Consider the following 15,383-nt stretch of genomic DNA (forward strand, 5'->3'; position numbering starts at 1 on the left):
TCTTCGTGTCCGACGCCCCCGAAAAGCCCGAGATCACCCCTGAGGCGGTTGCTGCTGCCGTGGACGCAGCCCTGCTCGCCGTCGGCGCCGCGGCCGACACCGCCTCGCTCAGAGCGGCTCGCGCCGCGCACGCCGGCGAGGGGTCTGCACTGTCGCGCCTGAACGCGCGCCTTCGCGACGTGGCGCCCGAGCGCAAGGCCGAATTCGGCAAGCTCATCGGGCAGGCACGCGGCCGGGTCGCCCAGGCTCTCGCCGCCCGCGAGACAGAGGTGGCGGCAGCCGAGACCGCCGCGCGCCTCGAGGCCGAGCGGATCGATGTGACGGCGCTCCCCGCCCGCGCCCGGGTCGGCGCGCGGCATCCGATCTCCCTCCTCCAGGAGCAGGTCGCCGACATCTTCGTCGGCATGGGGTGGGAGATCGCCGAAGGTCCCGAGCTCGAGCACGAGTGGTTCAACTTCGACGCTCTGAACTTCGACGCCGACCACCCGGCGCGCCAGATGCAGGACACCTTCTTCGTCGACCCGGTCGATCGACACCTCGTCATGCGCACGCACACCAGCCCCGTGCAGGTGCGCTCGATGCTCGAGCGCGACCTGCCGATCTACGTTCTGTGCCCCGGCCGGGTGTACCGCACCGATGAATTCGACGCCACCCATCTGCCGGTCTTCACCCAGTTCGAGGGACTCGTGATCGACAGGGGCATCACGATGGCGCACCTCAAGGGCACGCTCGACCACGCCGCACGCGTGCTGTTCGGGCCCGAAGCCAAGACGCGCTTCCGCGCCAACTACTTCCCGTTCACCGAGCCGTCGGCCGAGCTCGACCTCTGGCACCCGACCTTCAAGGGCGGGGCGCGCTGGATCGAGTGGGGCGGATGCGGCATGGTCAACCCCAACGTGCTGCGCGCGGCAGGGATCGACCCCGAGGAGTACTCGGGCTTCGCGTTCGGAATGGGGATCGAGCGGACACTGATGTTCCGCAGTGACGTGCAGGACATGCGCGACATGGCCGAGGGCGATGTGCGCTTCAGCGAGCAGTTCGGGATGGTGGTCTGATGCGCGTCCCGCTTTCGTGGCTGCGTGAGTATGTCGATGTGCCGGCGGACGCCGCCCCCGAGGACGTGCTCGCCGCGCTCGTGCGCGTCGGGTTCGAAGAGGAGGACGTGCACCGCTTCGACCTGCAGGGCCCGATCGTCGTCGGCGAAGTGCTCGAGTTCGTCGAGGAGCCCCAGTCCAACGGCAAGACCATTCGCTGGTGCCAGGTGCAGGTCGCACCTGACGGAGAGCCGGCCGCCGACGGCGGACCCGCCGTGCACGGCATCGTGTGCGGTGCGCGCAACTTCTTCGTCGGCGACAAGGTGCCGGTCACCCTTCCCGGCGCCGTCCTGCCCGGTCCCTTCCCGATCGCGGCGCGCAAGACATACGGTCATGTCTCCGACGGCATGATCGCCTCGGCGAAGGAGCTCGGCCTGGGAGATGAGCACGACGGCATCCTGCGCCTGGTGGAGCTCGGCATCGATGCTCCCGTCGGCTCGGACGCGATCACGCTGCTCGGTCTGGACGACGCCGCGGTCGACATCAACGTCACGCCCGACCGCGGGTATGCGCTGTCGGTGCGCGGCGTCGCACGCGAGTACTCCCACGCGACCGGTGCGGCCTTCCGCGACCCGGGATCGCGCGAATGGGGAGAGGTCAACCTCCACGACGACACGGCCTTCGCCGTTGCCGTCGACGATCGGGCCCCCATCCGCGGCCGGGTCGGGGCATCGGAGTTCGTCGCACGCATCGTCCGCGACGTGGATCCGACCAAGCCCACGCCGGCGTGGATGATCGCGCGGCTTTCGCTCGCCGGCATCCGCTCGCTCGGCATCCTCATCGACATCACCAACTACGTCATGGTGGAGCTCGGACAGCCGATCCACGGCTACGACCTCGACACACTGCGCGGGGGCATCACCGTTCGTCGCGCGGTCGCGGGCGAGAAGCTCGAGACCCTCGACGGCAAGGTGAGGGAGCTCAGCCCTGAGGATCTGCTCATCACCGACGAGTCGGGACCGATCGGCCTCGCCGGCGTCATGGGCGGCGGCACGACCGAGATGACCTCGTCGACGCGCAACGTGCTCATCGAGGCCGCGACCTTCGACCCCGTCTCGATCGCCCGCACAGCCCGCCGTCACAAGCTGCCCTCCGAGGCGTCACGCCGCTTCGAGCGCGGCGTCGACCCGGCGATCGCCTTCGTCGCCGCAGCGCGCGTCGCCGAGCTGATGGTGCAGTATGCCGGCGGCACCGACACCCGCGCCGGCGGCGCGCTTCACGCGACGATCGAAACGCCGGGCGTCGAGCTCCCGCGCCCGTTCGTGCCCGCGCTGATCGGCGTCGACTACACCGAAGCCGAGATCGTCCGCGCCCTGGAGCTCATCGGGTGCGACGTGCGCGAGAACGACCGCAACTGGGTCGTGTTCCCGCCGTCATGGCGCCCCGACCTCACGGACAAGTGGACCCTGGCGGAGGAGGTCGCCCGCATCGAGGGCTACGACCGCATCCCCTCTGTGCTGCCGACCCCGCCGTCCGGCCGCGGTCTGACATCGGCGCAGCAGGGGCGACGTCGCGTGGCGAACGCGCTCGCCGCCGCCGGCTACGTGGAGACACCGTCCTTTCCCTTCACGACCGAAGAGCAGAACGATCTGCACGGATCGGCGTCGGGGGCGCACCTGCCGAGTGTCAAGCTCGCCAATCCCCTCGACGGGCAGGCGCCGTTCCTCCGCCGCAGCCTCGTGCCGGGGCTGCTGCGTGTGGCGCACCGGAACGTCGCGCGAGGTCTCACCGATCTGGCGCTGTTCGAGACCGGCGTCGTGTTCCTTCCGAAGCCGGGAATCGCCTACGGCACCGAGGTCGTTCCGCCCCTGGCGATCCGGCCGGACGCTGCGACGCTGACGGCCCTCGACGCGTCGATCCCCCCGCAGCACCGCCATGTCGCGGTGCTTCTCACCGGGTCGATCACGTCGAAGCAGCCCGGCCTCGCCGCGGAACACGCCGGTGTCGCAGACGCGCTCGACGCCGTTCGTACGATCGCTGCGGCGGCGGGCGTGACGATCGAGGTCGCGCAGGGCGAGCGCGCGGCGCTGCACCCCGGACGCACCGGAGTCCTCTCCGTCGGCGCGACCGCCGTCGGCTACGTCGGGGAGCTCCTCCCGTCCGTCGCGGAGGATGCCGACCTCCCCGGCCGGGTCATCGTCGCCGAACTCGATCTCGACCTCGTGCTCTCCCTCGCGGGCGAGAAGGTCGTTGCTGCGTCGCTGTCGGGTTACCCGGCGGCCACGCAGGACGTGTCGCTCGTGGTGGACGCCGCCGTACCGGCATCCGATGTCCGCACCGCGCTCGTCGACGGCGCGGGCGACCTGCTGGAGTCGCTGCGACTCGTCGACGACTACCGGGGGGCTGGGGTTGCGGAGGGCTCGAAGAGTCTGACGTTCGCCCTCCGCTTCCGTGCGCCCGACCGCACGCTCACCGCTGCTGAGGCGACGGAGGCGAAGCTCGCCGGCGTCGCCGTCGCCGCGGAGCGCTTCGGGGCGAGCCTGCGCGAGTAGCCGCTGCGCTCTGCCCGGAGCGGAACGCGGTGTCGTCCCGCCCGATGCTCTGATGGGATGTCAGGATGACGAATGTGCTGATCCTGGGCGGGACCGGTTGGCTGAGCGGTCGGGTCGCCCGCGCCTGGGCGGACGCAGGTGCCCGCGTCACCTGTCTTGCGCGCGGCGGGCGACCCGCACCGGACGGAACGGAGCTCATCGCCGCCGACCGGGCGGCGCCGGGAGCGTACGACGCCGTGGCCGAGCGCGAGTGGGACGAGGTGGTCGAGATCTCCTCGACGCCAGAGCACGTCGCAGCGGCGGTCGCCGCGCTCGCGCCTGTCGCCCGTCATTTGACGTACGTGTCGTCGCTGTCGGTGTACGCGGCGAACGACGTCGTCGGCGCCGACGAGGGCGCCGAGGTCAGTGCGCCGCTTCGGCCGGGGGAGGAGTACGACTACTCGCGTGCGAAGGCCGCCGCTGAGGCATCCGTCCGCGACGCTTTCGGTGATCGGGCCGCGATCGTGCGCCCGGGCCTCATCGTCGGCCCGGGCGACCCCACCGATCGGTTCGGCTATTGGGTCGCGCGCTTCGCGCTCGCCGGGGAGGAGCCCGTCCTCACGCCGACGTTCGAGGGCCGTATGGCGCAGGTGATCGACGTCGACGACCTCGCCGCCTTCCTCGTCAGGTGCGGGGCGGAGAAGCGCGCGATCGTGTCCAACGCCGTCGGTGACCCGATGCCGCTCCGCGCGCTCATCGACGCCGCCCGAGAGGTGGCGGGTCACGGCGGTGATGTCGTCGAGGCGGACGACGAGTGGCTGGTCGCACACGACGTGCAGTACTGGATGGGGCCGCGGTCACTCCCGCTGTGGTTGCCGAGCGACATGCCGGGGTTCGCGACGCGTTCGCATGCCGCGTACAGCGCCGCCGGTGGCTCGCTCCGCGACGTCCGCGACACCCTCCGGCGCACCCTCGCCGACGAACGCGCGCGGGGGCTCGCCCGCGAGCGCAGCAGCGGGCTGACGCGCGCGGAGGAGGAGGAGCTCATCGCGGTGCGGCGGGGCAGGAATTGAGCCGGCGTGGCGTATCCCGTCAGCGGTATCGGCGACCCTCGTCGCGCCGATAGGCGATGACGGCGACGAGGGAGAGCACCAGCGTCCAGGCCACGATGCCGATGACCGCCCAGAGGGGAACCGCGGTGCCCAGCGCGACGTTCACCACGATCTCGCGCGCCTGACGGACGGGGAGGAAAGCCGAGGCGACGTCGAGCCACCGCGGGAACAGTTGCGGGGGGAGGAACAGTCCGCCGCCGAAGGCGAGGAGGAACATCGCCACCTGCGTCACCGCGATCGCGGCCTTCGGGCCGGTCAGGGTACCGATGAGGATGCCGATGAGCCCGGACGGGGCCGCGGTCACGACCGCCAGGGCCATCGCTCCGAGAGCATCGAGGGGTTCGGGGCGAGCCTGGGTGAAGAGGCCACCGATCACGAGAAGCGGCACCATCGCCGTCACGGAGATCACCAGGGTCGCCGACAGCAGACCCAGGATGCGGGCGCTCGCCGCTCCGGGAAGGGTTCGCAGGTAGGGGGCCCAGGGTTTCGCCCGCTGCTCGGCCAGCTCGATGCCGAGGGAGAACAGGCCCGCCGACATGAAGGCGAACACCACCATCGAGCACAGCGCGGCGGTGGCGAACTCCGCTGACCCCCGCACCGCGGGCTGCGGAAGCACGAACAGGCAGAAGGCGAGACTCGGGAAGACCAGCGACCCGAGCACGGCGATGGGCACGCGGGAGGTCTCCACCAGGTTGTAGCGGGCGTGGGTCGCGGCCAGGGCGAGTGTGGACATGGGTCTCCGATCGTCAGCGGGAGGAGGGTGAGGTGAGCGAGAGGAAGGCTTCTTCGAGCGTGGCGCCGCGCACCTGCAGGTCGGAGAAGGGGAGCTCGTGTGCGACGAGCTTTCGCACGAAGGCGTCGGCGTCGGAGACGACCGCGCTGACCAGGGCGGAAGGGCCGAGGGATGCGCCGTCGACGACGGTGATGGCGGCGTCGGGCTCGAGGGCGCGAAGGTGCGCCGGCTCGACGCCGCGCAGCGTGACCCGACGGCGGCCGACACCGGCCATGATCGATGACAGCGTGTCATCCGCTCGGATGCGCCCGTCGTCGATGACGACCACGCGCTCGGCGAGCTGCTCGATCTCCTCCAGATGGTGGCTGGTGACGATGACCGTGCAGCCCGCCGCGTGTCGGGCGCGCACGGCCTGCCACAGCGCACGCCGCCCCTCGACGTCGAGCCCGGTGGTCGGTTCGTCCAGGAGGACGAGGCGGGGGTCTCCGACGAACGCCATCGCCACGGCGACGCGGCGCTGCTGGCCGCCCGACAGCCCGCCGCACAGGGCGTCGACGAGGTCGTCGAGACCGAACTCCGACACGATCCGGTCCCGGGGCGCCGGTGCCGGATAGTGCGCCGCGACGAGCTCGAGCACTTCCTTGACCCGCAGAGAGTCGGGGAGCGCCGTCGCCTGGGGCGTGCTCCCCAGGGTACGTCGGGCCGCGGGGTCGCGAGGGTCGGCGCCGAAGAGGCGAACGGTTCCCGATGTCGGCTGTCGGACGCCCGTGAGGAGGGAGAGTGCCGTGGTCTTGCCGGCGCCGTTCGGCCCGAGAAGACCCACGCACTCCCCGGCATCGACCGCGAGCGAGACGTCGTCGAGTGCGGTCACGTCGCCGAAGCGCTTGGTGACGCCGAGAAGCTGGACGGGGCGGGTCATGAGGATCCTCCGAGAAGGTCGAGCAGGTGAGCGCGGTAGGTGCGGAATGCGGTGCGCCCGGTGGGGGTGAGCGTGATGAAGGTGGTGGGCTTGCGGCCGGAGAAGGCCTTGGCGATGCCGACGTAACCGGCGGCCTCGAGTTTTGCCAGGTGCGTGGTGAGGTTCCCCGCGGTCATGTCGAGGAGCTTCTGGAGGGCGGGGAAGGTGATGTCATCGCCGTCGGCGAGTGCCTCGGTGAGTGCCGTCATGATGCGGAGCCGCGCCGGAGCGTGGATGACCGGATCGAGATCGTTCACGCGGTGTCCCGTCGCGGCTCGAGCGGCAGGACACCGCGGCCGAGGAGCACCGCGACCACGAGCATCGCGATCGGACCCACGACCGCGTAGACGAGGTAGTGCACGGGTGTGCCGAGGAACGTCGCGATCCCGGCGACGGCGATGAAGACGACCCCGAGCGCATACTGCGGAAGGGAGCGCCAGAGTGCGCCGCCGCCGAGGTAGAGGATCCCGACGACGAGGGCGAACACTCCGGGGTAGAGCACGGCGGCGGTGTCGGGCGGGAGGCCGACGCGCTGGGCACCCGCGAGAAGGATGGATGCACCGACCATCGCCACCGTCCACGACCAGCCGTACAGCATCCCCTGGACGCGGGAAGCACCGCGGATCCCGGATGAGGCGCTTCTCACGCCGGTGGCGATCGACCAGACGATGGCGACCACGATGGAGGCGGCGAAGACCGGCCACGCGGCGGCTGCGGGAACGAGGGGGTCGGGTGTCGCGGAGAGATACAGCACGCCGAAACCGATCGCCCAGGCCGCAGCCCACACCGCCAGCAGCACGACGTAGCTGCGCACCAGGCGGCTCTGGGTCATCCGTTGCTGAGACTGCATGACCCGCAGCATCCGCTCCGCCTGATCTCTGCCGGGATTCGTTGGATCACTCACGCAAACAAGTTTGCATCGCAAACTGAAACTGTCAAGTGCCGGCGCATCTGCCGGTTTGCATGGCGCGGGCGAGCGCCGCTATGGTCGGCGCATGCCTTCGGCCGCGCCCGACTCCGCCACGCTCGCTCCGAGCGTCGCTCCCGTGCGCCGACGTCTGGACGGACGCCGACTCTAGGCGACCCCGCGCACATCCCCTGGAGGGGAGTCACGGGCGTCGCCGTCGGCAGCCCACGACCCCAGACTCTAAGGTGGAATCCATGACATATTCGGTCGCCGTCTCCGGCGCATCCGGCTATGCGGGCGGCGAGATCCTCCGGATCCTCGCCGCACATCCCGACGTCGAGATCCGCACGGTCACCGCGCACTCCAACGCCGGACAGAAGCTCATCGAGCATCAGCCCCATCTGCGCTCGCTGGCGCACCTGACGCTCCAGGAGACCACCCCTGAGGTGCTCTCCGGTCACGACATCGTCTTCCTCGCCCTCCCGCATGGTCAGTCGGGGCAGTACACCGAGGCGCTGGGCGACACGCCGCTCGTCATCGACGCCGGCGCGGACCACCGGCTGGAGTCGGTGGGGGAGTGGGATCGCTTCTACGGCGGCGTGTTCCACGAGCCGTGGACCTACGGGGTGCCGGAGCTCCTCGTCGGTGCGGGCACGCAGCGGGACCGGCTGCGCGGGGCGACGCGCATCGCGGCGCCCGGGTGCAACGCCTCCACCGTGAGCCTCAGCCTCGCGCCGGGCGTCGCGGCGGGCGTCATCGACCCGGGCGACATCGTCACCGTGCTCGCGGTCGGGCCCTCGGGCGCCGGCAAGAGCCTGAAGCCGCACCTCCTGGGCAGCGAGATCCTGGGCACCGCCAACCCCTATGCGGTCGGCGGCAGTCACCGCCACATCCCCGAGATCAGGCAGGCGCTCGCCGCCGCAGCTCCCGGCGCCGCAGCCGCCATCCGGATCTCCTTCACCCCCGTCATCGTGCCGATGGCGCGCGGCATCCTCGCCACCTCGACCGCTCCCATCGCGCCCGGTGCGACCGACGACGACATCCGGGCGGCGTGGGAGCGGGCGTACGGCGACGAGACCTTCGTGCAGCTCCTTCCCTCGGGGCACTTCCCCCGCACCGCCGACGTGCTCGGAGCCAACACGGCGCTGATGGGGCTCGCGATCGACCGCGATGCGAACCGGGTGGTCGTCGTGACCGCGGTCGACAACCTCGTCAAGGGCACCGCGGGCGCTGCCGTGCAGTCCATGAACATCGCGCTCGGCCTCCCCGAGGGCCGGGCCCTCACCGTGAACGGAGTCGCCCCGTGAACATCGACGACGACAGGCCGCACGGATTCGCCTCCCGCGGTGTCACCGCGCCCCAGGGCTTCGAGGCGGCCGGGGTCGCCGCGGGTCTGAAGTCCACCGGGAAGCCCGATGTCGCCGTCGTCGTCAACCGCGGTCCGCTGAAGGTCGGCGCCGCGGTCTTCACGAGCAACCGGGCCAAGGCCAACCCCATCCTGTGGTCGGAGCAGGTGATCCGAGACGGCGTGGTCGAGGCGATCGTGCTCAACTCCGGCGGGGCCAACTGCTTCACCGGGTCGTTTGGCTTCCAGACCACGCACCAGACCGCCGAGAGGGCTGGCGAGCTCCTCGGCGTCGGCGCCGGCGACATCCTCGTCTGCTCCACGGGCCTGATCGGCGTGGGCGACGAGGTGTTCCGGCAGAAGGTGCTCGACGGGACCGAGCGGGCGGTCGCCTCGCTCGACTCCGACGGCGGCGATGCCGCATCCGAAGCGATCATGACGACAGACTCGCGGCCGAAGCGAGCCGTCGCGGCCGGCCGCGGATGGACGATCGGCGGTATGGCCAAGGGCGCGGGGATGCTGGCGCCCGGCCTTGCCACGATGCTCGTCGTCCTCACGACCGACGCCGTCCTGACCGCGGAGGAGGCCGATGCCCACCTGCGCGCGGCGACCCGCGTCACCTTCGACCGCCTCGACTCGGACGGGTGCATGTCGACGAACGACCAGGTGACCCTCATGGTCAGCGGCGCGTCGAACGTGACGCCCGATCCGGAGGAGTTCCGGCAGCGGTTGACCGCCGTGTGCGATGACCTCGCCCGCCAGCTCCAGGCCGACGCCGAGGGCGCGAGCCACGACATCAGCATCCAGGTCGAGAACGCGGCATCCGAAGACGACGCGGTCGTCGTCGGGCGCTCGGTCGCCCGCAACAACCTCTTCAAGGCCGCGATCTTCGGCAACGACCCCAACTGGGGACGCGTGCTCGCAGCGATCGGAACCACCGATGCCGAGTTCGACCCCTATGACGTCGACGTGTGGATGAACGGCGTGCGGGTGTGCACCCAGGGCGGCCCCGACCGCCCGCGCGAGGACGTCGACCTGACGCCGCGCGCCACGGTGGTCCGCATCGACCTGAAGGCGGGCGACGCTCATGCGCTCATCCGCACCAACGACCTCACCCACGACTACGTCCACGAGAACAGCGCGTACTCCTCATGACCGACATCCAGACCACCGATCCCAGTGAGGCGAGCGCGAGAGCCGCGGTCCTCATCGACTCGCTTCCGTGGCTCCGGCGCTTTCGCGACCAGGTCATCGTGATCAAATACGGCGGCAACGCCATGGTCAGCGAAGAGCTGCAGGATGCCTTCGCCGCCGACATGGCCTACCTCCGCTACGCGGGCGTGAAGCCGGTCGTCGTGCACGGGGGTGGCCCTCAGATCTCCTCCATGCTCGACCGGCTCGAGATCCCCAGCGAGTTCAAGGGCGGCTACCGGGTCACCAGCACCGAGGCGATCTCGGTGGTGCGGATGGTGCTCACCGGTCAGATCAATCCGCAGCTGGTGGGGAAGATCAACACCCACGGTCCGCTCGCGACGGGCCTGAGTGGAGAGGACGCCGGGCTCTTCGGCGGCCGCCGACGGGGCGTCACCATCGACGGCATCGAGCACGACCTGGGACGGGTGGGCGATGTGGTCGAGGTCGACCCGCAGCCGGTCCTCGACCATCTCGCCGCCGGGCGCATCCCGGTGGTCTCCAGCATCGCGCCCGACCTCGATCGGCCCGGCGCGTCACTGAACGTCAACGCCGACGCGGCGGCGTCGGCGCTCGCGGTCGCTCTGAAGGCGGTGAAGCTCGTGGTCCTCACCGACGTGCCGGGCCTGTACGCCGATTGGCCGAACCGTGACTCCCTCGTCTCGCACGTGACCTCATCGGCCCTGCGGGAGATCCTCCCCACGCTGGAGTCGGGCATGATCCCCAAGATGCAGGCGTGCCTCGAGGCGGTCGAGGGAGGCGTCGAGACGGCGGCGATCATCGACGGTCGGGTACCGCACTCGGTGCTCGTGGAGATCTTCACCAGCAACGGAATCGGAACAGAGGTGGTGCGAGGATGACCTGGCAGGATGACGCGGGGCGCGACCTCGTTCGCAGCTTCGGCGACCGGATGGCGATGTTCGTCCGAGGTGAGGGTGCGTACCTCTGGGATGACGCGGGGACCCGGTATCTCGACTTCCTCGGCGGCATCGCGGTGAACTCCCTCGGGCACGCCCACCCCGTGTTCGTCGATGCGGTGGCGCGACAGGCCGCGACCCTGGCGCACGTGTCGAACTACTTCGCCACGCCGCCGCAGCTGGAGCTCGCGGCGCGGCTGAAGCGACTGGCCGGCACCGGCGAGCGCGGACGGGTGTACTTCGGCAACTCCGGCGCCGAGGCCAACGAGGCCGCCTTCAAGCTGGCGAGGCTCCACGGCGGCGCCGATCGTCCCCGCATCCTCGCCCTGCGCGACGCCTTCCACGGACGCACGATGGGAACGCTGGCCCTGACCGGGAAGTCCTGGATGCAGGAACCCTTCCTGCCGATGGTTCCCGGAGTGGAGTTCATCGATTCGACGGTCGAGGCGCTCGAGGCCGCCATCAGCGAAGACGTGGCAGCGCTCTTCGTCGAGCCGATCAAGGGCGAAGCAGGCGTGGTGGAACTGCCCACCGGATACCTGGCGGCAGCGCGTGAGCTCACCGAGCGCCACGGCGCCCTGCTCATCGTCGACGAGATCCAGACCGGGGCCGGCCGGACGGGGGAGTGGTTCGCCTTCCAACACGCAGGCATCACCCCCGACGCCATCACGGTGGCCAAGGGCATCGGCGGCGGGTTCCCGATCGGGGCGCTCATCACCTTCGGTGCGGCCAGTGAGCTCTTCTACCCCGGCACGCACGGTTCCACCTTCGGCGGCAACGCCCTCGGCACCGCCGTCGCCGCCGCGGTCCTCGCGGAGATCGAGCGGGCAGACCTCCTTGCCAACGCTCGGGACCGGGGTCGGCAGCTGCGCGACGCGATCACCGCGATCGACTCGGACCTGATCGAAGGATGCCGCGGTCAGGGTCTGCTGATCGGTGTCGCGTTGCGTCATCCGCTCGCCAAAGCCCTCGTCGCGGCGGCTCAGCAGCACGGTCTGATCATCAATGCTCCCAACGACGCCACCATCCGGCTCGCGCCGGCGCTGACGATCGGCGACGTCGAGGTCGACGACTTCCTCGAGCTCTTCACCGCCGCGATCCGTTCGGTGGAGGACGCGCTCGTTCTCGACGGTGCGGAAGCGGCCTCCGGCGAGGGGAAAGGATCGAGATGACGCGTCATCTTCTTCGCGACGACGACCTCACCGCCGCCGAACAGCGGGAGATCCTCGACCTCGCGGTCGAGCTCAAGAGCGACCGATGGAGGCTGCGACCCCTCGAAGGCCCGCAGACGGTCGCGGTGATCTTCGACAAGTCCTCCACCCGCACTCGGGTGTCGTTCGCTGTGGGCATCGCCGATCTCGGCGGCTCGCCGCTCATCATCTCCACCGCCAACAGTCAGTTGGGCGGCAAGGAGACGCCGTCGGACACCGCGAGGGTCCTCGAGCGTCAGGTCGCCGCGATCGTCTGGCGCACCTATGCGCAGGCGGGTCTGGAGGAGATGGCCGAGGGAACCCGGGTTCCCGTCGTCAACGCCCTCTCCGACGACTTCCACCCGTGTCAGCTGTTGGCCGACCTGCTCACCATCCGCGAGCACAAGGGGGAACTGGCAGGACTCACGCTCTCGTTCTTCGGTGACGGGCGCTCGAACATGGCGCACTCCTACCTCCTCGCGGGCGTCACGGCGGGCATGCACGTGCGCGTCGCCTCACCCGAGGACTACGCACCGCGGGATGACGTCGTCGCGGCGGCGGACCGTCGAGCCGCGGAGACCGGTGGCAGCGTGGTCCTCTACACCGATCCGAACGAGGCAGCGGCCGGCGCCGACGTCATCGTGACCGACACCTGGGTGTCGATGGGCAAAGAGGAAGAGAAGCTCGCGCGGCTCCGCGACCTCGGGTCGTACAAGGTCACCACCGAGCTCATGTCGCTGGCCGCCGACGACGCCATCTTCATCCACTGCCTCCCCGCCGATCGCGGGTACGAAGTGGACGCGGAGGTCATCGACGGCCCGCAGAGCGTCGTGTGGGACGAGGCGGAGAACCGCCTCCACGCACAGAAGGCGCTGTTGGTGTGGCTGCTCCGTCAGCAGTGACCGACCGCCGCACCGGTTCGCTGGCCCGCAATTGGGATCGGCTGAACGGGAAGGGACGGCTCGCCGGGATCGATCTGGCTCGGGGGCTGGCCGTGCTGGGGATGTTCGCCGCACACCTGCTGGTGACCCCCGAGCTGCTGTGGACGGCCCCCGCGACGTGGCTGGGAATCGTCGACGGTCGATCTTCGATCCTGTTCGCAACCCTCGCCGGAGTCTCGATCGGCCTGGTGACCGGCGGCCCTCGCCCGCTCGGGCGCGAGGCGATGGCGGTCGCGAGAATGCGCCTCGGCGTCCGCGCGGGCCTCCTGTGGGGACTCGGCGTGCTGCTCATCGCCACCGGGGTGCCGGTCTACGTCATCCTCCCCGCCTACGCGATCATGTTCGTCCTCGCCCTGCCCTTCACACGGCTCGCGGCGTCTCCCCTCCTCACCATCGCGGCGGGCCTGGCGGTGGTGATGCCGTGGATCCAGGTGCTCCTCGATGAGGCGCCGCTGTGGTCGACCCCGCTCGGCGATGAACTGTCGGCCGCCGTCGGCTGGCACTACCCGTTCCCCGTGTGGATGGCCTTCGTCCTCGCGGGCCTCGGGCTCGCGCGCGCGGACCTCACCCGGCTGCGAGTGCAGCTGATCGCGCTCTCGGCCGGCGTCGTCCTGGCTGCCCTCGCGTACGGACTCGACGCGGCTGCGCGCGGTGGTGGCGATCCGGTGACGCCCACGCTGTGGAGCGAGGTCTGGACGGCCGAACCCCACTCGAGCGGACTCCTCGAAGTCGTCGGATCCGGCGGTTTCGCGATCGCCGCCATCGCCGCCTCGCTCCTGCTGTGCCGCACGGCCGTCATCTGGCTCGTTCTCCCGCTGCGTGCCGTCGGTGCCATGCCGCTCACTGCCTACAGCGCGCAGATCATCGTCTGGGCGGTCATCGCCCTGGCGGTGTTCGGCAACACGAGTCTTCTCACACCGTTCCGCGAACTCGAACCCTTCTGGCCCCTGACGCTCGGCATCGTCGCGGGATGCACGGCCTGGGCGCTGCTGGTCGGACGAGGTCCGTTCGAGTGGACATTCGACCGGGTGTCGAAGCTGATCGTGCCGAGCTCGTTGACGAAGAGGAGCAATCCGTGACCAAGGACGAACAGACCAACGAGGGCGCTCTCTGGGGCGCGCGTTTCGCCTCCGGCCCATCGCCTGAGCTCGCGGCGCTAAGCGTATCGACGCATTTCGACTGGGCGTTGGCGCCCTATGACATCGCCGGTTCGCACGCTCACGCGAAGGCCTTGGCGGCGGCGGGCTACCTCACCGCGGACGAGGAACAGCGGATGCATGACGGTCTGGACCGCCTCCTGGACGCCGTGCGCGAGGGCACCCTTCGTCCCCGGCCGTCGGACGAGGACGTGCACGGCGCGTTGGAGGCGGCGCTCATCGCCGCGGTCGGACCGGAGCTCGGCGGCAAGCTGCGGGCCGGTCGAAGCCGGAACGATCAGATCGCGACGCTCGTGCGGATGTACCTGGTCGACCACGCCGCGGTGGTCGCTCGCGATGTGCTGCGTCTCATCGACGCGATCGTCGCGCAGGCCGAGGCGCACGCCGACGCGATCATGCCGGGACGCACGCATCTTCAGCATGCGCAGCCCGTGCTTCTCGCCCATCACCTCCAGGCGCACGCCTGGCCGCTCGTGCGCGATCTCGAGCGGTTGCGAGACTGGCGTGCTCGAGCCGACGCGTCACCGTATGGAGCCGGCGCGCTCGCCGGATCGACGCTGGGACTGGATCCGGCGCTGGTCGCCCGCGAGGTCGGCCTCGGGCGGCCGACCGAGAATTCGATGGACGGCACCGCCGCCCGCGATGTCGTGGCGGAGTTCGCCTATGTCGCGGCGCAGATCGGTGTCGACCTCAGCCGTTTCGCCGAGGACATCATCCTGTGGAACACGCGCGAATTCTCCTTCGTGATCCTCGACGACGGTTTCTCCACGGGCTCGAGCATCATGCCGCAGAAGAAGAACCCCGACATCGCGGAGCTGGCTCGTGGGAAGACGGGCAGGCTCATCGGCAATCTGACCGGACTGCTGACGATGCTCAAGGGCCTCCCGCTGGCCTACAACCGTGACCTGCAGGAAGACAAGGAGCCGGTCTTCGACAGTGTGCGGACGCTGGAGGTCGTCCTTCCCGCCTTCGCGGGTATGGTCGCCACTCTCCGGTTCGACGTCGATCGCATGCGTGAGCTCGCCCCCGCGGGATTCTCCCTGGCAACAGATGTCGCCGAGTGGCTGGTCACGCGCGGCGTGCCGTTCCGAGATGCGCATGAGATCTCCGGTGCGCTGGTCCGGGCTTGCGAGGATCGGGGGATCGGTCTGGAAGACGTCGACGACGAGCTGCTCGCCGCGGTCTCGCCGTACCTCGCGCCCGAGGTACGGGCGGTACTGACGGTCGAGGGTTCGGTGGCCAGTCGCTCCGGTGTCGGCGGGACCGCACCGCACCGCGTCGCCGAGCAGCGTGCCGAGCTCATCGCCCGGGCGCAGGCGGCAGCGGCGTCGTTCCTTCGCTATCAGTGAATGAGTGATAATGAGAGG

Annotated in this window: 14 protein-coding genes; 10 read left to right on the plus strand and 4 right to left on the minus strand. The window is 70.2% G+C overall.

The window, feature by feature from the left end; all coding sequences use genetic code 11:
• The first annotated feature begins 5 nt into the window (after window positions 1-5).
• The 3 genes from pheS (at window position 6) to V6S02_RS04240 (ending at window position 4,638) form a co-directional block, all read left to right on the plus strand.
• A complete protein-coding gene (gene pheS, locus V6S02_RS04230; protein ID WP_124292944.1) occupies window positions 6-1,055 on the plus strand; it encodes a phenylalanine--tRNA ligase subunit alpha in 1,050 nt (349 codons plus the stop codon).
• Window positions 1,055-3,586, plus strand: coding sequence for a phenylalanine--tRNA ligase subunit beta (gene pheT, locus V6S02_RS04235; protein ID WP_336399967.1), 2,532 nt, complete (start codon window positions 1,055-1,057; stop codon window positions 3,584-3,586). Before pheS ends, pheT begins: the two co-directional genes overlap by 1 nt.
• A 65-nt stretch (window positions 3,587-3,651) precedes the next feature.
• Window positions 3,652-4,638 (plus strand): NAD-dependent epimerase/dehydratase family protein, encoded by a 987-nt coding sequence (locus tag V6S02_RS04240; protein ID WP_336399968.1) that lies wholly within the window; start codon window positions 3,652-3,654, stop codon window positions 4,636-4,638.
• A gap of 19 nt (window positions 4,639-4,657) precedes the next feature.
• On the opposite strand, the gene V6S02_RS04245 is transcribed toward V6S02_RS04240, so the two are convergent.
• From V6S02_RS04245 to V6S02_RS04260, 4 genes are read right to left on the minus strand one after another with little or no spacing between them, the layout of a single operon-like run.
• Entirely contained in the window at window positions 4,658-5,410 is a 753-nt protein-coding gene (locus tag V6S02_RS04245) for an ABC transporter permease (RefSeq protein ID WP_336399969.1), read from the minus strand.
• A gap of 13 nt (window positions 5,411-5,423) precedes the next feature.
• On the minus strand, window positions 5,424-6,329 hold the full coding sequence (locus tag V6S02_RS04250; protein WP_336399971.1) for an ABC transporter ATP-binding protein: 906 nt from the start codon (window positions 6,327-6,329) through the stop codon (window positions 5,424-5,426).
• Window positions 6,326-6,625, minus strand: coding sequence for a transcriptional regulator (locus tag V6S02_RS04255; protein ID WP_124292949.1), 300 nt, complete (start codon window positions 6,623-6,625; stop codon window positions 6,326-6,328). The genes V6S02_RS04250 and V6S02_RS04255 overlap by 4 nt, the downstream gene beginning before the upstream one ends.
• Window positions 6,622-7,272, minus strand: a complete 651-nt coding sequence (locus tag V6S02_RS04260) for a hypothetical protein (RefSeq protein ID WP_336399972.1) — start codon at window positions 7,270-7,272, stop codon at window positions 6,622-6,624. Before V6S02_RS04260 ends, V6S02_RS04255 begins: the two co-directional genes overlap by 4 nt.
• Window positions 7,273-7,529: 257 nt before the next feature.
• On the opposite strand from V6S02_RS04260, the gene argC reads away from it, so the two are divergent.
• From argC to argH, 7 genes are read left to right on the plus strand one after another with little or no spacing between them, the layout of a single operon-like run.
• Window positions 7,530-8,582 carry an N-acetyl-gamma-glutamyl-phosphate reductase gene (gene argC, locus V6S02_RS04265; RefSeq protein ID WP_336399973.1) on the plus strand — a complete coding sequence of 351 codons (1,053 nt, stop codon included), beginning with the start codon at window positions 7,530-7,532 and terminating at the stop codon, window positions 8,580-8,582.
• A complete protein-coding gene (argJ, locus tag V6S02_RS04270) occupies window positions 8,579-9,775 on the plus strand; it encodes a bifunctional glutamate N-acetyltransferase/amino-acid acetyltransferase ArgJ (protein ID WP_336399974.1) in 1,197 nt (398 codons plus the stop codon). The genes argC and argJ overlap by 4 nt, the downstream gene beginning before the upstream one ends.
• Window positions 9,772-10,671 (plus strand): acetylglutamate kinase, encoded by a 900-nt coding sequence (gene argB / locus V6S02_RS04275; RefSeq protein ID WP_336399975.1) that lies wholly within the window; start codon window positions 9,772-9,774, stop codon window positions 10,669-10,671. Before argJ ends, argB begins: the two co-directional genes overlap by 4 nt.
• Window positions 10,668-11,900 (plus strand): acetylornithine transaminase, encoded by a 1,233-nt coding sequence (locus V6S02_RS04280; RefSeq protein ID WP_336399976.1) that lies wholly within the window; start codon window positions 10,668-10,670, stop codon window positions 11,898-11,900. The genes argB and V6S02_RS04280 overlap by 4 nt, the downstream gene beginning before the upstream one ends.
• Complete coding sequence (argF, locus tag V6S02_RS04285) at window positions 11,897-12,820, plus strand: ornithine carbamoyltransferase (protein ID WP_336399977.1); 924 nt, start codon at window positions 11,897-11,899, stop codon at window positions 12,818-12,820. Before V6S02_RS04280 ends, argF begins: the two co-directional genes overlap by 4 nt.
• A complete protein-coding gene (locus tag V6S02_RS04290; RefSeq protein ID WP_336399979.1) occupies window positions 12,799-13,938 on the plus strand; it encodes a heparan-alpha-glucosaminide N-acetyltransferase domain-containing protein in 1,140 nt (379 codons plus the stop codon). Before argF ends, V6S02_RS04290 begins: the two co-directional genes overlap by 22 nt.
• Window positions 13,830-15,365 (plus strand): argininosuccinate lyase, encoded by a 1,536-nt coding sequence (gene argH, locus V6S02_RS04295; RefSeq protein ID WP_442927891.1) that lies wholly within the window; start codon window positions 13,830-13,832, stop codon window positions 15,363-15,365. The genes V6S02_RS04290 and argH overlap by 109 nt, the downstream gene beginning before the upstream one ends.
• Window positions 15,366-15,383 lie beyond the last annotated feature (18 nt).

Origin of the sequence: Microbacterium sp. CCNWLW134 (assembly GCF_037083565.1) — a bacterium.
Taxonomy (GTDB): domain Bacteria; phylum Actinomycetota; class Actinomycetes; order Actinomycetales; family Microbacteriaceae; genus Microbacterium.